The sequence below is a fragment of the Kitasatospora phosalacinea genome (assembly GCF_000716545.1).
In the GTDB taxonomy this organism is placed as follows: domain Bacteria; phylum Actinomycetota; class Actinomycetes; order Streptomycetales; family Streptomycetaceae; genus Kitasatospora; species Kitasatospora phosalacinea.
This window is the reverse complement of the sequence record NZ_JNWZ01000079.1, coordinates 13,699-32,667: the sequence shown is the minus strand read 5'-3', so window position 1 is coordinate 32,667 and position 18,969 is coordinate 13,699. Positions and strand designations below refer to the sequence as shown.

At 75.7% G+C, this 18,969-nt stretch carries 8 protein-coding genes; 2 read left to right on the top strand and 6 right to left on the bottom strand.

Going from position 1 to position 18,969, the window contains the following annotated elements; all coding sequences use genetic code 11:
• The 5 genes from OO48_RS29445 to OO48_RS29425 all read right to left on the bottom strand — a co-directional run.
• The coding region (locus OO48_RS29445; RefSeq protein ID WP_033221784.1) for a type I polyketide synthase at positions 1-3,470 on the bottom strand (3,470 nt) is incomplete at its 3' end.
• 29 nt (positions 3,471-3,499) lie between these two features.
• Positions 3,500-9,190 (bottom strand): type I polyketide synthase, encoded by a 5,691-nt coding sequence (locus OO48_RS29440; protein WP_051733075.1) that lies wholly within the window; start codon positions 9,188-9,190, stop codon positions 3,500-3,502.
• 10 nt (positions 9,191-9,200) lie between these two features.
• Complete coding sequence (locus tag OO48_RS29435; RefSeq protein WP_033221780.1) at positions 9,201-10,817, bottom strand: PfaD family polyunsaturated fatty acid/polyketide biosynthesis protein; 1,617 nt, start codon at positions 10,815-10,817, stop codon at positions 9,201-9,203.
• 108 nt (positions 10,818-10,925) lie between these two features.
• Complete coding sequence (locus OO48_RS29430; protein WP_033221778.1) at positions 10,926-12,503, bottom strand: acyl-CoA carboxylase subunit beta; 1,578 nt, start codon at positions 12,501-12,503, stop codon at positions 10,926-10,928.
• A gap of 949 nt (positions 12,504-13,452) precedes the next feature.
• Entirely contained in the window at positions 13,453-13,863 is a 411-nt protein-coding gene (locus tag OO48_RS29425; RefSeq protein ID WP_033221776.1) for a hypothetical protein, read from the bottom strand.
• A gap of 220 nt (positions 13,864-14,083) precedes the next feature.
• Here OO48_RS29425 and OO48_RS29420 point away from each other — a divergent pair, with 220 nt between their 5' ends.
• Both OO48_RS29420 and OO48_RS29415 read left to right on the top strand, forming a co-directional pair.
• The gene (locus tag OO48_RS29420) at positions 14,084-15,964 is read left to right on the top strand and encodes a galactose oxidase early set domain-containing protein (protein ID WP_033221774.1); all 1,881 of its coding nucleotides are present in this window, start codon (positions 14,084-14,086) and stop codon (positions 15,962-15,964) included.
• A gap of 36 nt (positions 15,965-16,000) precedes the next feature.
• Positions 16,001-18,412, top strand: coding sequence for a Dyp-type peroxidase (locus tag OO48_RS29415; protein ID WP_051733073.1), 2,412 nt, complete (start codon positions 16,001-16,003; stop codon positions 18,410-18,412).
• Here the strand turns inward: OO48_RS29415 and OO48_RS39375 are convergent.
• Positions 18,319-18,813, bottom strand: a complete 495-nt coding sequence (locus tag OO48_RS39375) for a hypothetical protein (protein ID WP_033221772.1) — start codon at positions 18,811-18,813, stop codon at positions 18,319-18,321. The genes OO48_RS29415 and OO48_RS39375 overlap by 94 nt on opposite strands.
• Positions 18,814-18,969 lie beyond the last annotated feature (156 nt).

Genomic DNA, 18,969 nt, shown 5'->3' with positions numbered 1-18,969 from the left:
GGCGGGAACGGGGCGGGCGGGAACGGGGCGCGGCGGGCACCGAGCACGGCGGGCACGACGGCGGCCCGACCGGCCAGGAAGCGCCGGTGCGCCTCGGCCTGGGTGCGGAGGAACTCGCCGTGCGCCGTCGCGACCCGTGCCCGGTGCGCGGCGGCTGCAGCGACCCGACCACCCCACCGACCGTCCCCGGGCCCGGCCTGGGCCGCGCGCTCCGGGTGGGCCGGTTCCGGGTGCGCCGGCTCCGGGTGGGCCGGTTCCGGGTGCGGGACCTCCGGGCGGGTCAGCCTGGGGAGCGGCGGGGCGGGGGCCATCCGGGCGGGTCGGGGCAGGAGGTCGGGGAGTCGCGGCGGTTCGTCGGCGAGGGCGAAGCGGGCGAGCGGCCCGGCGGCCGCCCGGCCGAACAGCTGCTCGGTGCGCAACGGCAGCCCGGCGGCCAGGAGTTCGGCGACGGCGGTGCGGAACTGTCCGAGCGGGTCGACCGGGGAGTCCAGGGCCACGGCGAGGTGCGGACGTCCGGCGAGGATCCGGGCGGTCCAGCCGGTGCACAGCCCCTGCGGCCCGTGCTCGACGAAGATCCGGACGCCGTCGTCCCACGCGTTCCGCACCGTGCGGATCCAGTCCAGGCTGCCGACGGCCTGGCCCGCCACGGCCCGCGCGGCGGCCGCGCTGTCGGGCGAGAGGGTGCTGCCGCCGTCGGTGCACCGGTAGAACCGGACACCGGGCACCGGCACGGTGGGCAGCGTGTGGACGTCCTCCAGCTCTCCGCGCACGGACTCCAGTTCGGGCACGTGGGCGGCGATGTCGTAGTCCAGCGGCACGCCGGTGACGCCGAGTCGCGCCACCGTCCGCTCGACGGCCTGCGGGTCGCCGCCGATGACGCTCACCCCCGGCGCGTTGCGGGCCATCAGGTGCGCCCGGGGCTCCAGCGCGCCGCGCACGTCGTCGGCGTCGGCCGGGACGAGGCAGGCCTTCCACCGCCCGGCGCCGCCCCAGGCCGCGCCGAGGACGCGGTGCGGCCCGGTGAGGCCGTCCCGGAAGAGCGCCGCGGCCCGGGACCGCGCGACCAGCGCCCCGGGGTCCGCCCAGACGCCGAGCGCGGCCAGCGCGCTCACCTCGCCGGAGGAGTAGCCGAGCGCGGCGGCGGGCCGCAGGCCGAGCAGGTCGCGGGTGATCCGGACGTGCGCGGAGGCCAGTGCGGTGACGCCGTGGATCCGTCCGAGGACGTCGTCCGCCGGCGCCGGGGCCGGACCGGCGGCCGGCACCGCGGCGAGCAGTTCGGCGCCCATCCCGGGGTAGGCGGCGGAGCCGTTGGTGAAGACGAACCCGGTCTCACCGGTCAGCGGTTCGTCCCGGTAGGCGGCTCCCGCGGGGCGCCGTCCCTCGCCGGCCAGCCAGGCGGCGGCCGCGGCCCGGTCGGCTCCGACCAGGACCAGCCGGGCGGCGGCCGTCCCGGCCGCGTCGGCGGGCGGCCGGGCCCGTCCGGCGGCCAGTGCCGCGCGGACGGCCGCCCGGTCGCCGCCGGTGTACACCTCGACCGGGGTGCCGGTCAGCGGGCCGACCAGTTCGGCCGGTCCCGCGCCGTCGGGCACGGGGGCCGGGTGGCTGCCGTCGGCCCCGGCGTCGGACGCACGGCGGAGCACCACGGCGGCCCCCTCGGCGTCCGCGACCACGGCGGCGTCCGCCTCGCCGTCGCGCAGCGCGCGCCGGGCCAGGTCGACGGCGACCCGGCCGCTCTCGCCGTCGGCGTAGACCACCAGGCCGGGGCCGCGCAGGTCGGCCGCGCCGTTGACCCGGTGGGCCGACATGTTCGGCATGGTGCCGAGGACGGCGGCCAGGTCGAACGGCGGGGCGCTGGCCTCCCGGGCGAGGTCGCGCACGTCCTCGGGCACGTCGGGGCCGAGCGCGCCGGGCCGCCGCCAGCGCAGGCCGTACCGCGCCACTTCGGTGTCGTCGCGGCCGGCCACCACGACGAGGGTCCGGTCGGCGGGCAGGTCCAGGCCGCGCAGGGCCGCCCGGGCCGCGGCCAGCACCCGCAACTGCCCGGTGGCGGCCCGCTCCAGGTCGCGCGGGGCGGTGCCGAGGCCCGTGAGCTCCAGTTCGGCGGCGTCCCCGCGGCAGGCCCCCCGGCCGACCACCACGATCGGCTCCGGCTCCGCCGCCCGCCGCGCTCCCCGCTCCGGGTGCGGCGCCGGGACGGGCGCCGGGGCGGCGGGTCCGGTGGCCGGATCGCCCGTCCAGGCGTCCACCACCAGGTGCGCGTTGGAACCGCCGAAGCCGAACGCGCTCACGGCGGCGCGCCGCAGCCCGTGCCACTCCTCGGCGGCCGTGAGCGGGCGCAGCGGGGTGCCGTCCAGCACGGCCAGCGGGCGCTCCACGCCGAGGGTCGGCGGCCTGGTCCCGGCCCGCAGCGCCCCGACCACCTTGACCAGGCCGGCCAGTCCGCCGACCGCCAGCGGGTGGCCGAGGTTGGACTTCACCGATCCGAGCGGCAGGTCCGCGGCGTCGGCGAACAGCCGGGCCGCGCTGCGGGCCTCGACCAGGTCGCCGACGGGCGTGCCGGTCGCGTGGCACTCCAGCAGGGAGACGGTCTCCGGCGCGACGCCGGCCTGCGCGTAGGCGGCCCGCATGGCGCGCAGCTGTCCGGTTTCGGAGGGGGCGAGCGGCCCGCCGCTGCGGCCGTCGTTGGACAGGCCGATGCCGCGGACCACGGCCAGCACCGGGACTCCGCGCCGGAGCGCGTCCGGGAGCCGCATCAGTGCGACGGCCGCGGCGCCCTCGGCCGGGACCAGGCCGTCGGCGGACCGGTCCATCGGCCGGCTGGCACCGGTCGGGCTGAGCGCCGACAGCGCGTGGAACGCGTTGTGCACCAGCAGGTTGTCGGCCCGGTTGACGGCGGCGGCGACCATCAGGTCGGCGCTGCCGTCGCGGAGCCGGTCGGCGGCGAGCTTGACGGCGACCAGCCCGGACGCGCAGGCGCTGTCCAGCGCGAACCCGCCGAGTCCGAGGCCGCACCGCCGGGCGGTGACCGCCGCCGGACGGGTGGCGAACCGCAGGTCGTCGCGGTCGTCGCGGTCCGTCCCGCCGGTGGCCCAGCGGCGTTCGAGCAGGCGCTGCGCGGTCTCGGTCGGGTAGGCGAGGGTGCCGAGGACCAGGCCGCCGGCCGGGTGCGGGCCGTCGAGGCCCGCCTCGTGCAGGGCCTGCTCGACCACGTACCGCGCCCAGTCGGTCAGCGGGTCGGACCCGCCGCCGGGGACGGCGTGGTCGACGTGTCCGGCCACCCGGGGCCCCGGCGCGCTCTGCACGGACGCGGGATCCTCGGCGCCGGCCAGCCGCCAGCGCCGCTCCCGGACGGGGCCGATGGCGCTGCGGCCGGCGAGCACCAGGTCCCACAGGGCGGCCGGGTCGGCGGCGCCCGGCAGCAGGCAGGCGTGCCCGACGATCGCGACGGGGGCCGCGCTCGACGCGGTCATGGATTCCCTCCTTCCTCTCGTGCGCGTGGTCAGCTGGGCCGGACGACGAGTTCGACCCCGAGCAGTTCCGCGACGACCCGGCCGGACGCGTCCAGCACCGCCACGTCGCATCCGGCGACCGGGGCGGCGACCCGGCCGGGGCGCAGCACGCAGCGGCCGGGGCCGTCCAGCGGGCCGGGGCGGTGCACGGTCAGGCGGCCGACGGCCATCGGCAGGACGTCCTCGCCGAGCACCTCGCGGGCCCACAGCAGGGCCAGCTGGAGGCAGCCGTCCAGGGCGGCGGGGTCGGTGCGCCAGTGCCGGCCGGGCCAGCCGAGTTCGCGCAGGCCCCGCACCGTCGCGGCCGCGCCGTCCGCGGTGACGGTGGCGGCGCCGTCCAGGGCCCGGAACATCGGGCCGTGGAACAGCGGCCGGCCGTCGTAGCGCAGCGGCGTGGCGACGCCCCCGGGCTCCGTCCAGTGGCCGGGCGCGGCGGTGTCCGCCGCACCCGCGCGGACGTGGATGCCGTCGCCGCAGCGCAGTTCCACGCCGTCCTCGGTGGCGACGACGCGGACGACGTGCCCGCGGCCCTCCAGGTCGGGCAGCGGCAGCGCCCTGAGCACCCGCAGCCCGGCGAGGGCGTCCGCCCCGGTGGCCCGGAGCAGCCATTCCGCGGCCAGCGCCAGCGGGAGCACCGGGCGACCGCCCACGGCGTGGTCGAGCAGGTGCGGCTGGTGGGCGGAGTCCACCTGGACGAGGGCCGCCCAGGTCCGGTCGACGGTGGCGCCGAGGCCCCGGCCGGCTTCCAGCACCACGCCGACCGGTCCGGCGGAGCGGACCTCCTGGACGACCGCCCGGGCGCCGGTCGACAGCGCGATGGTGTCGATGCCGGCCCGGCCGAACCGCTCGGCGAGCTCGGGGGTGACCATGCCGCCGGCCCACGGTCCCCACGCCACCGAGCGGACCAGCGCGCCGGGCCGCCGGGCCTGTTCGGCGCCCAGCAGGTGGTCGACCACGGTGTTCGCCATGGCGTAGTCGCTCTGGCCCGCGTTGCCGAACACCCCGGCCGCCGACGAGAAGGCCAGCACCACGTCCAGCGGGTCGTCGGCGCAGGCCGCGAGCAGCGCGGCCAGCCCCAGGACCTTCGGGCCCGCCACCGCCCGGATCTGGGCCTCCGTCTTGTCGGAGATCTTCGCGTCCGCCAGGACCCCGGCGCCGTGCAGCACGGCCGTCACCGGCCCCCAGGCGGTCCGGGCCCGCGCCACCTCGGCGGCGACGGCGGACGCGTCGCGGACGTCGACGTCGGCGTACCGCACCTGCGCCCCGGCCGCCCGGACGGCCTCCAGGGTGGCCCGCACCTCGCGCGCCGCCAGCACCCGGGCGGCCCGGCCGATCGGGTCGGGGTCGCCGCGCTCGGCGAGGGCCCGGACCAGCGCGGCGCGGTCGGCGGCGGCGGGCAGCCCGGCGGGTTCGTCCGCCAGGACGGTCCGGCCCAGGAGCAGGATCCGCGGCCGGTACTCCTCGGCCAGGGCCCGCACGGCGGCGGCGGTCACGCCCCGCGCGCCGCCGGTGACGACGAGGAAGGAGTCCGGGCCCAGCCGGGGCGGGACGGGTTCGCGTTCGGCGGGGGCGACCCTGAGCACCAGGCGGGCCCCGTCGCCCCGCAGCCCGACCTCCGGGTGGCTGCCGCCGTGCAGCAGTTCCGCCGCGATCCGGTCGGCGACCTCGGCGGGCTCCCGGCCGGCCGCGTCCACGTCCACGGCCTTCACCGCGATCTGCGGCCACTCGTGGGCCACCGTGCGGACCAGAGCGGCCAGTTGGCCGGTCAGTGCCCGTTCGGGGGCGGCCCCGGTCAGACCGAAGTCGCCACCGGTGTCCTGGACGGTCACGAACAGCCGGGCGTGCGGGCCGGCCAGTTCGCGGGCGGTGGCCAGCGCGGACACCGACAGGTCCACCGCCGCCTCGGGGGTTCCCGGCTGCTCCAGGCCGAGCAGCACCACGCCGACCGCGTCCGCCGGGATCCGCCCGCCGTGCACCGCCCGCACCCCGGCGGCGGCCAGCGCCGCGACCAGCGCCCGCCCGGTGGCCGGGCTGTCCCCCACCACCGCGACCGGGCCGTCCCGCAGCCCGTCCACGCTCAGCCCGGGCGCCGGCACCGGCTCGGCCAGCAACCGGCTGCGGGTCAGCCCGTCCCGTCCGGCGGGCTCGGCGGGGGCCACCGGCCCGGCGACGGGGGCAGTCGGTCCGGCGGGCTCCCCGGCCGGCGGGTCGTACGCCCGGACCACGTCCTCGATCGTGCGCAGCCGGTACCCCGGGGTGTCGCCGGGCATGGCTCCGAGGCGCTCGCCGATCGCGGCCAGGATCTCCACCCGCTTGATCGAATCGATCCCCAGGTCGGTCTCCAACTCCATCCCGGGCCGGATCACCTCGGCCGGGAAGCCGGTCCGCTCGGCCACCGCGTCCCGCACCACGTCGAGCGCGGTGCCACCGCCCGACCCCGCCGGCGGAAGCTCAGCGACCACGGGCGCGACCGGGGCGGCCGGCGCCTCCTGGACGGCGGCGGCCGGTGTCTCGGGAGCGGTGAACGCGGGAGCGGTGAACGCGGGAGCGATGGACGCGGGAGTGGTGAACGCGGGCGGGTCGAGGGGCAGCGGCGCGGCGGCCGCCGGCGGGGCGGTCACGGCCGGCATGCCCAGCAGGGCGGCCAGGGAGGTCTCCGCCGTCCGCAGGAACTCGGCGTGCGCCGCCGCCATCTGCTGGTGGAACGCGGTGTGCGCTTCGGCGGTCTGCCGCTGCAGCTCCTCGACGGTGCGCAGCAGTTCGGCCTCCGCGACGGGTGCCCCGGCCCCCCATCCCGGCACCGGCCCGACGCCCTGCGTGTCGGCCGCGGGCACCGCCGCCACCGGCACCGGCACCGTTGCCGCTGCCGACGCCACCGGCTCGACCGGCTCGACCGGCGCCACCGGGAGCGCTGGTGAGAGGGCCGTCGGGTAGGGCTGGCCGTGGTTCCTGCCGTTGATCCGCACGGTGGTCTCCTGAGGGGGTCGGGTTGCGGCGGGCGGCGGCCCGGCCAGGGCTCCGGCGTGGAAGGGCACTCCGAGGAGGGCCAGGCGGGCCAGGCCGTCGAGCAGGGCGCGGACGCCGGGCACGGCGGGCCGGTCGAGCGGGACGGCCTCGACGTCCGGGCAGACCGCCCGGACCAGGCCGGACAGCCGTCCGCCCGCGCCGACCTCGACGAAGGTGCGGACGCCGTCGGCGCGCATGGCGGCGACCATCTCGCGGAACCGCACGGGCGAGGCCAAGTGCCGGGCGGCGAGCTCGGCGGTCGCCGCGGCGTCGGCGGGGTAGGGCGCCGCGTGGGTGTTGCCGTAGACCGGGCGGGCGGGCGCGGCGGTGACGGTCGCGTGCAGGGCGGCGCGCAGCCCGTCGGCGGCCGGGGCGACCAGCGGGCTGTGGAAGGCGGTGGAGACCCGCAGCCGGGTGACCGTGCGGCCGCGGCGGGCGAACAGGTCGGCGGCGCGTTCCAGCGGGGCGGTCCCGCCCGCGACGACCACCTGTTCGGGCGCGTTGTCGTTGACCAGCCACACGCCGGCGCCGGCTTCGGCGAGCACGGCGGCGGCCTCGTCCCGGCCGGCCCGCACCGCGATCATTCCGGCGGGCGACCCGGCCGCGTCGCGCATCAGCTCGCCGCGCCGCCGGGCCAGCCGCAGCAGGTCCGCGGCGCCGTACGCGCCGGCGGCGTGCAGGGCCACCAGTTCGCCGAAGCTGTGGCCGGCGTAGCAGTCGGCGCGCAGGCCGAGCCCGTCCAGGACGGCGAGCAGCGACAGGCTGTGGGCGGCCAGCGCGGGCTGGGCCCACTCGGTGGCGTCGAGCCGGGCGCGGCGCGCTTCGTCCACGGGACCGGGCGGGAACGCGACGGTGTGCAGGGGGGCGTCCCCGAGCGGCAGGCCGGCGGCCAGGTCCCACGGGTGGCGGGCGGCGGGGAACCAGCAGGCCAGGTCGGCGCCCATGCCGGGGTACTGGGCGCCCTGCCCGGGGAACAGGAAGGCGATCCGGCCGGGCTCGGCCGGCCCGTACGCGTACCGGCAGCCTCCGGGGAGGGCGAAGGGCGTCTCGGGGGCGGCGGCGATCCGTTCGGCGGCGGCGCGCAGCTGCGGTTCGGGGTGGCCGTCGTGGACGAGGGCGAGCCGGGCGGGGTGCGCGGGGTCGAAGGCCGGTGCTCCGCCCGCGCGGAGGACGCGCGCCAGGTCGTGCCCGGTGGGCGCGCTGTACAGGGCGAGCCGGTGGGGCAGTCGGCGGTCGGCGGCTTCGGGGCCGTACTCCTCCAGCGTCACGTGGAAGTTGCTGCCGCCGAAGCCGAATCCGGAGACCGCGGCGCGGCGCGGGCGACCGGTGCGGGCGACCCACGGCCGGGGCTCGGTGTTGAGGTGGAACGGTGAGGCGGCCAGGTCGAGGGCCGGGTTGGCGGTGTCGGCCTTCAGGGTGGGCGGCAGCACCCGGTGGTGCAGCGCCATCACGGTCTTGACCAGGCTGACCGCGCCGGCCGCGTACTTGGTGTGCCCGAGCTGCGACTTCACCGAGCCGAGGGCGCACCACTGCCGGTCGGTGCGGCCGGACGCCTCGAACACCTCGCGCAGGGCGCCGTACTCGACGGCGTCGCCGGCCCTGGTGCCGGTGCCGTGGGCCTCGACCAGCTCGACGGTGTCCGGTCCGTAGCCGGCCCGTTCGTAGGCCCGGCGCAGGGCCCTGGTCTGGCCCTCGGCGCGGGGGGCGTAGATCGCGGAGCCGCGGCCGTCGGAGGCGCTGCCGACGCCGCGGACCAGGGCGTAGATCCGGTCGCCGTCGCGTTCGGCGTCGGCGAGCCGCTTGAGGAGCAGCATCGCCAGGCCCTCGCCGAGCACGGTGCCGTCGCCGTCGGCGGCGAACGGGCGGCAGTCGCTGGTGCGGGACAGGGCCGGCGTCTTCGAGAAGCAGAGGAACATCGTCGGGTCGTTCATGGTGTCGACCCCGCCGGTGAGCACCAGGTCGGCCCGGCCGGTGTGGAGTTCGCCGACGGCGGCGTTCAGCGCGGCGAGCGAGCTGGCGCAGGCGGCGTCCACCGTCATGTTGGTGCCGTGCAGGTCGAAGCGGTTGGCGATGCGGCCGGCCACCACGTTGCTGAGCAGGCCGGGGAAGGTGTCCTCCTGCCAGGGGACGTACTGCGCGGAGATGGCCTCGCACGCCCGGGCGACGGTCGGTTCGTCGAGGCCGGCCGCGCGCAGGGCGTGCTCCCACAGCGGGCGCTGCATCCGGCCCGCCATGTGGTTCATCAGCTCCAGGGAGCCGCAGCCCAGCAGTACGGCGGTGCGTTCCCGGACGGCGTCGGTGAGCTTGTCGCGGCCGTGGTCGGCGAAGGTCTGGTCGGCGACCAGCAGGGCGAGCAGCTGGGTGGTGTCGATGGCGCTCAGGGCGTGCGGCGGGATGCCCCACTGCAGCGGGTCGAAGTCGACGTCCGGCAGGAAGGCGCCGCGTCGCGCGTAGGTCCGGTCGGGGGCCTTCGGGTCGGGGTCGTGGTGGTCGGCGAGCCGCCAGCGGTCCTCGGGCACGTCGGTGATCAGGTCGGTGCGGGCCAGCACGGACGTCCAGAAGGAGGGGACGTCCACGGCGCCGGGGAGGAGCGCGCCCAGGCCCACCACGGCGATCGGCGGGTCGGCCGGGTTCGTCGCGTCCGTCGGGTTCGTCGGGTTCGTCGGGTCGGTCATGTCGCCCCCCTCAGCCCAGCTGCCGCGGTACGTACCGGAACGCGGCCGGCGGTACCGGCACGCCGAAGCTGCGCAGTTGCTGGGCACGGGTGACGACGGTGGCGCCCTCCAGCAGGTTGAGGGCGATCTGCACCGCCGGGGGGCGTTCGCCGTCCAGGACGGATCCGGCCCGCCAGTCGTTGAACGCGCCCACGGCGGGGCCGCACCAGATCTGGTAGTCGGCGTCCCGGCCGGGGACGCCGCCGGTGGCCCATCCGCTGGACTGGCCCAGGTAGGAGCGGAACACCAGGGCCATCCGGTGCTTGGGGTCGGCCTCGGCGCGGTCGAGTTCGGCCGGGTCGCGGTCGGCCCAGAACGTCCGGGTCCGCTCCCACACCGTCTCCAGCGGTTCGCCGAACACCTCGGTCTCCAGTTGGCGGCGGGCCGCCGCGGGCAGGCGTTCCAGGCCGTCGTGCTCGCGCCAGAGGCGGTACAGCAGGTCGGCGCGGGCGGCGAACAGGGTGCCGCGGCTGAGGACCTGGACCCGCACGCCCATCTCGAACATGTCGGCGGCCGGTGCCATCGCGACGTCGGCGACCCCAGCGCCGGCGAGCAGCCGGCGGGCCCGGTCGGAGGTGCCCGCCTCGGCGGCCAGCTGGTTGACGGTTCCGGTGACCACGTAGTCGGCGCCGGCCGCGAACGCCGCCGCGACGGCCTCCGGGCTGCCCAGGCCGCCCGCCGCGCCGACCCGGACCGGCCGGTCGTAGCCGTGCTCGGCGACCAGCCGGTCGCGCAGCGCCCGCACCACCGGCAGGATCGCGCCGAGCGGCCGGTTGTCGGTGTGCCCGCCGCTGTCGGACTCCACCGTGAGGTCCTCCGCGATCGGCACCAGGGACGCCAACTCGGCTTCCTCCGCGGTGAGTTCCCCGCGCTCCAGCAGGGCCCGCAGCAGCGCGGGCGGGGCGGGCGACAGGAACTCCCGGGCGACCTCCGGGCGGGACAGCTTGGCGATCACCCGCCGGGCGCGGACCACCCGCCCGGAGCCGTCCCGGCGCAGTCCGGCCGCCGCCACCCGGACGGCGGCCGGGGTGAGGCGCAGGTACGCGGAGAGCGAGACGCAGGGCACGCGACGGGCCACCAGCAGCGCGGCGGTGCGCTCCTCGGCCGCCGGTTCGAGGGGCGAGTGCAGCAGGTTGACGCCCCAGTTGGGCCGCTGCCGGAGCGTTCCGGACAGCCGGTCGACGGCCTGCTCGACGGTGGCGGGGGCGAGCCCGCCGGCACCGTACAGCGAGAGGAGTCCGGCCTCGGCCATGGCCGTCACCAGCTCCACCGAGGAGATGCCCCGGGCCATCTCGCCCGCGATGTACGGGTACCGGGTGCCGTGCGTCTCACCGAACCCGCGGTCGCCGAGCCACTCGGGGTACAGCGGCGGGAGGGTGCCGTGCCAGTGCAGGCCGTCGGTGCCGCCGTCGTGCCGGACCAGGCCGCCGGTGGCGACCCCCAGCGGGCCGCCGTCGGCGCCGACGACGTGCAGGTGCTCGCGGGTGCGGCGGGTCGCGGCGGCGAGGCCGGCGCTGTCGAAGGACGCCGTTCCGCCGGTCCAGTGCGCGGGTGCGCCGGACCGCGGCGGGTGCGTGGGCGTGCTCATATGGCCTCCTGGTGCGGTGCGGGGCCCTGCGGCGTCGGGGGGCGAGTGCGCGTCGTGAGGTCGGAGCGTGGTGCGGACCGCGGCCGGGCGGCCGGGGCCGGGGCGGGATCAGAGCGGGATGTTGCCGTGCTTGCGGCCGACGGCGGCCTCCCGTTTGGTGCTCAGCGCCCGCAGCGCCGCCCCCACCTGGGCGCGGGTGCTGCTGGGTTCGATCACCGCGTCGACGTAGCCGCGTTCGGCCGCCGCGTACGGGGTCATCAGGGTGCGCCGGTACTCCTCGACGAGGGCCTCGCGCACGGCCGGGGCGTCCTCGCCGGCTTCGGCGAGCCGCCGCCGGTGGAGCACCTCGACGGCGGCCTCGCCGCCCATCACGGCGATCTGGGCGGTGGGCCAGGCGAGGTTGCAGTCGGCTCCGAGGTGCTTGGACCCCATCACGGCGTAGGCGCCGCCGTACGCCTTGCGCAGCACCACCGTCACCTTCGGCACGGTCGCCTCGGCGTAGGCGTGCAGCAGTTTCGCGCCCCGGCGGATGATCCCGTCGCGTTCCTGGGCGACGCCGGGCAGGTAGCCGGGCACGTCCACGAAGGTGAGCACGGGCAGGTTGAACGCGTCGCAGAACCGGACGAAGCGCGCCGCCTTCTCGGTGGCGTCGATGTCGAGAGCCCCGGCCCGGTGCAGCGGCTGGTTGGCCACCACGCCGACCGGCCGCCCCTCGACCCGGGCCAGCCCGCAGACGATGTTGGGCGCGAACTGGGCGTGGATCTCCAGGAGTTCGGCGTCGTCGACGACGGCGGAGATCACCTCGCGCACGTCGTAGCCCTGGTTGTCGGCGTCGGGCACGAGGGTGTCGAGCGCGAGGTCCCGCGCGGTCCGTCCCGGGACGGGCGTGAACGGGACGGCGGGCGGCAGCTCCATCGCGTTGGACGGGAGGTAGGACAGCAGCTCCTGGATCCACTCCAGGGCCTCGGCCTCGTCGCGGGCCACGTGGTGGCAGTTCCCGGACACCGCCGCGTTGGCCCGCGCCCCGCCGAGCTCGTCCACCGTGACGTCCTCGCCGGTGACCGAGCGCAGCACGTCCGGACCGGTGACGAACATGTAGGAGGAGCGGTCGACCATCACCACGACGTCCATCAGCGCCGGCGAGTACACCGCCCCGCCGGCGCAGGGCCCGGCGATCAGGGCGATCTGCGGCACCAGGCCGGAGGCCCGCACGTTGCGGCGGCCGAGTTCGGCGTAGTAGGCGAGCGAGACCACGCCCTCCTGGATCCGGGCGCCGCCGGACTCGTTGATGCTGATCACCGGACAGCCCAGGCGCACCGCGGTGTCCATGGTCTTGAGGATCTTCCGCCCGTGGGTCTCGCCCATGCTGCCGCCGAGCACCGTGAAGTCCTGCGAGAAGACGCAGACCGGTCGGCCGTCGATCGTGCCGGTCCCGGTGATCACACCGTCCCCGTACGGCCCCGGAGCGTCCGCCGCTCCGTGCCTGGCCAGCTGGTCGGTCTCCAGTAACGAGTCCGTGTCCAACAGCCACAGGACCCGCTCACGCGCACTCATTTTCCCCGCCGCCCGGTGCTTCAGGACGGCCCGCTCCGAACCCGCCCGTAAGGCGGCCCCGGTGCGTTCCCGCAGTTCTCCGAGTGCCATCGCAGTTTTCGATGGCCCCGCACTGTAGCCATATGACGACATGCCCGAACCCCGCCCCCCGGAATCAATTACCAACGACTGCCAACGACGCAGTTACTTGAAGCATGGGCTGCTCGACGCAGAGTCAGGCTAGGCGCCCGAACAGACGATCGGCAAGGACGGATTGCGGGTGATTTAGATCACAAGTGATCACCCCCGGTTATCTCGTTGCGCCCGCGTTTCCACTGGTCGCAACAGCGGAACGGAGGGTTCCGGGATTCCGCTTGACGGGCGGGCGCACCCCCCGGCGCGACGGCGGCGGGAAATTCCATCGCACCGGAACGACCCGCCCCGATACTGATCGAATGCCGGATTCCCGAGGGCCCCCTCCCGGGAATCCGAGGATTATTGGCAGGTGCACAACATCGATCGTCCGCCACCTCGTGGCCGATTGACCGATATCCCGAAATGGTCGCCTGCCAACGAATTCCACCACCCCTGATGGATCTTGCCGGCGGCCCCCGCCGGGCCTATCGCCAAAGTTGCCTCCCATTTCGACAATGGAAAGGTAATATCCGCAGCCAGCGGGCGGTCGGACGGACCGAAAACCGCGCGGCCGCCCCCGCCGGGCCCCCTCGCGCGGCCACCCCAGCATTTCCCCGCAATATGGCAATGCCTCGGTAATGTTCCCAGGTCACCGCGGCACCGGCCGGGGCCCGCGGCCACGCGCCCGCGCGGGGCCCGGCCCGGCGCCGCCAGGCCGCCGGAGCCGCGCCCCCGCCCGGGTAATGGGAAGGCAATGTCTCCGGACCGTCCGTCGTCCGCCCGCCGTCCACCGGTCAGACCGCCGCCCGTCCCCGCCCCGGGCTCCCGGAAGGTGCCGGCGGCCCGCCCGGAACGACGACGGCGCGCCACCCGGGGCGGCGTGGAGACGCCCACCCCCGGCCGCGCGCCGTGGCCTTCCGGGCCGCGTGCCGCCCTCCCCGTCTCACCACCGGCCGATCACGACGCGTCAGCCGCCGAGGCTGGTGTTGTTCTGGCCGTCGGTGCACACCACGTGGAGCGTGAGGTTCGCATGGCGGTGCTCGCCGTCCGCGCCCTTGGCCGGCGGGCAGTCGTCCCTGCGCACGGCGACGATCCAGCCGGTGGCGTCCTCGTTGGGGCGGTTCTCCAGGACGTCGGTCGGCTGCCGGTCGAGCGTCCGGTTCTCGCCGGGGGTCACGCTGAATCCGCCGCTGTAGACGCTCTCGTCGGGCGGGCAGAGCAGCTCGTGCGGCAGGCCGTCGGCGCCGCCCTGGATGGTGGGGCCGGTCACCGCCTGCGGCGAGTGGTAGGTCGTGGTGGCCGCCGCGCCGCCGCCGGCGGCGGCTAGGACGGCGAATCCGGCCGCGAGGGCCATGGCGATCCTGGTCTTGCCGGGCACGTGTCACTCCTGGGGTGTCGGGGCGGGATGTGCGGACATTCCAGCACGCGGCTGACGAGTCGTCAGGGAGCTGCGCGCGGTCACGGCGTGTCAACAGTCGATCATGGCGACACTGGAGTGTCTGCCTACGAACGACTACGCAGAGTGCTCTACTGGCCTCGAATCGCTGTCTCCCGTGCGGCTGCTCCGCAGCCCTGACCGACGCGCCACGAGGATTCCCATGCCACGCAGACTGAAGGCCGTGCTGGCGGCCGGTGCCGCCGCCGCCGTCCTGTCGAGCACCACCGTCCTGGCCGCTCCCGCCCCGGCCTCCCCCGTCCCGGCCGGCTCCCTCGCCGGGGACCGCGGACTGCGCATCACCGACGACCAACTGCGGGCCGAAGTCCGGGCGGACGAGGTGGCCGCGCTCGGCCGCCCGGCCGCCGAGGACCTGGCCCGGGACCGGATCGGCCTGCGCGCCGTCCAGACCGGCTACCCGCAGACCACCCGCACCAACCGGTTCAACATGCTGACCGCCACTCAGGCGGAGGCCAACGCGAACTTCGACCCCGCGCGGTTCGGGCAGTTCAAGCAGTACATCCCCTCCCCCGAGTTCGGGGACCACGTCGCCCTGCTGCCCACCGGCAAGGTGCTGCTGTTCTCCTTCGAGTCCGTCGAGGACAACCCGCAGAAGGAGACCGCGCCCACCGACGTCATCGGCAGGCAGAACGCCGGCCGCGCCTACCTCTGGACGCCGCCCGCGAACGACACCGACCCGGGCACGTTCAAGGCCGTCCCGCCGCCGGTCGTCAACGTGCCGGACGGCCTGGACGAGCCGCGCCCCGCGCCGTTCTTCTGCGCCGGCCACTCCTACCTGCCCAACGGCATGGTCGGCGTGTTCGGCGGCAACCTCGGCGGCAACGGCGGCACCGGCGCCAAGCTCGCCCTGGTCTTCGACCCGTGGACCGAGACCTGGCACCAGCAGCAGGACATGTCGGTCGGCCGCTGGTACCCGAGCGTGGTCACCGGGGCGGACGGCCGGCAGACCATCATGTCCGGCCAGTCCGAGCTGGGCTTCGGCACCCCGAGCCCGGTGATCGAACGCTTCCCCGCCAAGGGAGTCGACGTCTCCTACGGCAAGGCCCAGCCTCCCGACGGCGTCGCACTTGACCGCTGGAAGGCGGACGCCCCCTACCGGATGGACTACCCGCACCTGTTCTCGCTCCGGGACGGCAGGATCTACGGGTTCGGCCGCAGCTCCGACCAGCAGTTCGTCTTCGACCCGGCGAACGAGACCCGCGGCCAACTCCCCAGCAGGCCCGACAACTTCCCGCGCCTGTACGGCTCCGCCGTCGCCCTGCCCAACGGCACCAGCGGCCCGGACTCGGTGCTCGTCCTGGGCGGCAACTACAAGGACCCCGACACGTTCGAGTTCGCCGGCGGCCGGTGGACCAAACAGAAGCCCAGGAACCTCGGCCGCGCCCAGGACGACACGCTGGTCTTCCCCGACGGCAACCTGTTCACCGTCAACGGCGCGGTCGGCATCCGCGACTACGGCAACGGGGACTACAACCCGAACGTCCCCGACGACCGGTTCCGCCAGGTCGAACTGCGGGACGCCGACGGCAACTGGACCCTCGGCCCGAAGCAGCGGCTGCCGCGCGGCTACCACTCCAACGCGGTGATCCTGCCCGACGGCCGGATCATGGTCACCGGGGACGAGCTCCAGCAGATCGCCAACAACCCGGACATCAAGGCCGGCAACAACGGCACCATCGAGATCTACGAGCCGCCGTACCTGCACAAGGGCGGCCCCCGCCCCGACATCCGGACCGCGCCGACCGACCCGGTCGCCTACAACACCGCGTTCCGGATCAACACCAACTCGCCGACCCAGGCCGCCCGCGCCGTGCTGCTCGCGCCCATCACCTCCACCCACTCGGTGGACACCAGCCAGCGCCGCCTCGAACTCAAGCTGGTCAGCCGGGCCGGCAGCCAACTCGTCCTCCAGAGCCCGGAAACGGCCGCGGACGCCCCGCCCGGCTGGTACATGCTCTTCCTGCTCAACGACGCCGGCGTGCCCAGCGTCGCCAAGTGGATCCAGCTGAGCCCGAACGCCTGACCCCCCACCCCCGACGGAGCGAAGAACGGATCGACCATGGCGGACCTGAGCCTGCGGCAAGACACCGAGATCCAGGGCGACATCCTGGCCGGCTTCAAGAAAGACCACATGATCCTGCTGCTCCTCCAGTTCACCGACGCCCCCGCGGCCCGGAGCTGGCTGGAGAAGACCACCCCACTGATCGCCACCACCGAGCGGGTCGCCGCGTTCAACCAGGAGTTCAGCCAGGCCCGCCAGGCCAACGGCGGCGATGACCCGACCGCGCAGAGGGCCACCTGGCTGGGCCTCAGCTTCACCTACCCCGGCCTGCAGTTCCTCACCGGGCAACCCGACCTGCTGCGCGCCGAGGCCCGGACCGGCGACACCCTGGAAGCCTTCATCCAGGGTCCGGGCGACCCGTCCCGGTCGATCGCACTCGGCGACACCGACGACAACGACCCCAAGCACTGGGTGTTCGGCTGCGCCGACAAGCCCTCCGTGCACGCGGTGCTCACCGTCGCCTCCGACACCGCCGAAGGCCTCGACGGCGCCGTCAAGGAGCAGAAGCTGGCCGCCACCCAGGCCGGCGCGGTCGTCGTCTACGAGCAGGAGGGCAGGCACCTCCCGGGCAAGCGCAAGGGCAAGGAGCACTTCGGTTTCAAGGACGGGATCAGCGAACCGGAGGTCGAGGGCTTCGACGAGCCGGACCCGACCAGGACCGAAGTACTGGAGGACCTCCCCGGCGGACCGGAGGGACGCACCGTCCACTACTCCGCCAAGCACCCCGGGACGCGTCTCGTCCCGGCCGGCGAGTTCGTGGTCGGCAAGCCGCTGGCCCCCGAGCACGACCCGGGCACCGCTGCGAAGGACACCGTGCCCGCCTGGATGCACAACGGCTCGTTCCAGGTGGTCCGCCGCCTGGAGCAGGACGTGCCGGGCTGGTGGGCCCAGGTCGAGTCCCAGCTGCGGCGGCTGAAGGACCTCAAGGCCGTCCCGCAGGACGCCGGGCGGGACTGGTTCGCCGCCCGGCTGGTGGGCCGCTGGCGCGACGGCTCCCCGGTGTGCAAGCACCCCGACCGGGCCGGCGGTGCGGCCGCCGGATCGGACAACGACTTCAAGTACAAGGGCGACCCGGACGACCCCGACGGCCTGATCACCCCGCTCTTCTCGCACCTGCGCAAGACCAACCCGCGGGCCGGGCTCGACGCCGAGGGCGAGGTCGCCGAGCGGTTCATCGACGCCCGCCGGATCATCCGTCGTGGCGCGCCCTACGGACAGCCCTTCGACCCGATCAGCGACCTCCCCGAGAACGGCCCCGACGCCGAGCGCGGCCTGCTCTTCGTCTGCTACCAGTCCGACCTGGTCGGCCAGTTCGAGTTCATCCAGGCCAACTGGATCAACGACCCCGACTTCCCGCCCGGCCGCAAGGCCAAGCCCGGCCCCGACCCGCTGGTCGGCGGCCAGCTCGCCACCGTCAACGACGGCCGGGTCAGCTGGGAGGGCAAGTCCCCGGCGGGCGATCCGCAGACCACCACCCTGGACTTCCGGCCGTTCGTCCAGACCCGCGGCGCGCTCTACTGCTTCACCCCCTCGCTCAGCACCCTGCGCCGGCTCGCCCGGGGCCGCCTCACCGGCGAACAGGCCGAGCAGGGCGGGCAGCAAGGCCAGCAGGACGGACAGCCGGCGGTCCGGAACCTGCCGGTGGACTGCGTCCTGCCGCTTCCCGGCACGACCGGGCGCTACTGGACGTTCCAGCAGGGCACGATCCGGCGGATCGACCTCGGCGCGACCGAGACCCGCAGGCTCACCACCGGAACCGTCGACGACCGCACCGGGGTCGTCGTCGAGGAGGTGGGCCCGTACTCGTCCTGGCCGGCCCTGAGGGGCGTCACCCGGCTCGACGCCGTCCTGCCCGTCCCCGACGAGCAGGGCGCGAACGGAAAGCACGCGTACTGGGTGTTCCACACCGTGGGCGGCAGCCAGGTCTACCGCTACGTCACCATCGACGCCGCCGAGCCGTACGACAACCGGGTGGAGGCGGAGGACCGGCCGATCAACGGGTGGTCGTCGTTCGGCGGTGGCACTCCCGTCACCCAGGTCGACGCCTTCCTGCCCGTGCCGGACATGCGGCCGGCCGGCGACGGCTCGTACTGGTACTGGCTGTTCCACAACACCCCGGTGGGCCAGCGCTACCGCCTGATCTCCATCAGCCGCTCCGGCCGGGCCCACCCCGACCGGCTCCAGCGGGACGACCGCCAACTCGTCCAGTGGCGCTCGCTGGAGGGCGTCACCCGGGTGGACGCCTTCCTCCCCGTCCCCGGCCGGGACGAACCCGGCGGCGGCCAGCACTGGTACTGGGTGTTCCACCAGGACGACTACCGGGTGATCATGGTCGACCACGGCGGCGACCACCAGGACGACCTGCTGCGCGAGGACCGTCCGACCGCCGTCTGGGGCCGACGCTCGTGAACCCGCGGTGGCCCGGACCGCAACCGCGGCCCGGGCCACCGCCGCCGTGCCGGCGGGCGCCGCCCGCGGGGAGCCCCGACGCCGCCGTCGCGTTCCCGCGTGCCGGGCCAGGCCGGGGCGATGGTGAACTCGCGGAATTCCAGGGCGGTGTTGTCGGCACGCAGGCCGGCTCCACCGGGGGCGGAGAGCTGCTGCGGGTCGTTGTCGACGGTGTCCAGGACAGTTCTGCCGTCGATGGCGAGGGTGAGGTGGACCTTGCCGTCGGCGGTGTTGCGCGCGCTGCCGGAGACGGTGTGCCACTGCCCGTAGGAAGCGGAGTGCCGGCCTTCGGCCAGGGTCTGGTAGTCGCCCTGGTCGGTGCTGTCCCCGCCCGCGCCGGGAGTCTTGCGCTTGATCTCCACGTGCCCGTCCCGGCGGCGGAAGCCGAGGGCGGCGGCAGGGGCGGAGGGATCGCCTCCGGGGCGGACGACCTGCGGAAAGGCCCTCGTCAGCGGCCGGGGCGTGGAGGTGCCCGAAGTGGCCCGCGGACGCGGCGTTCGGCTCAGGCGGTTCGGCCG

Bases quoted from the DNA above. Each gene is read 5' to 3' on its own strand.
- OO48_RS29430 (WP_033221778.1), bottom strand. From the start codon at position 12,503: ATGTCGTCATATGGCTACAGTGCGGGGCCATCGAAAACTGCGATGGCA.
- OO48_RS29415 (WP_051733073.1), top strand. From the start codon at position 16,001: ATGGCGGACCTGAGCCTGCGGCAAGACACCGAGATCCAGGGCGACATC.
- OO48_RS29440 (WP_051733075.1), bottom strand. From the start codon at position 9,190: ATGACCGACCCGACGAACCCGACGAACCCGACGGACGCGACGAACCCG.
- OO48_RS29435 (WP_033221780.1), bottom strand. From the start codon at position 10,817: ATGAGCACGCCCACGCACCCGCCGCGGTCCGGCGCACCCGCGCACTGG.
- OO48_RS29420 (WP_033221774.1), top strand. From the start codon at position 14,084: ATGCCACGCAGACTGAAGGCCGTGCTGGCGGCCGGTGCCGCCGCCGCC.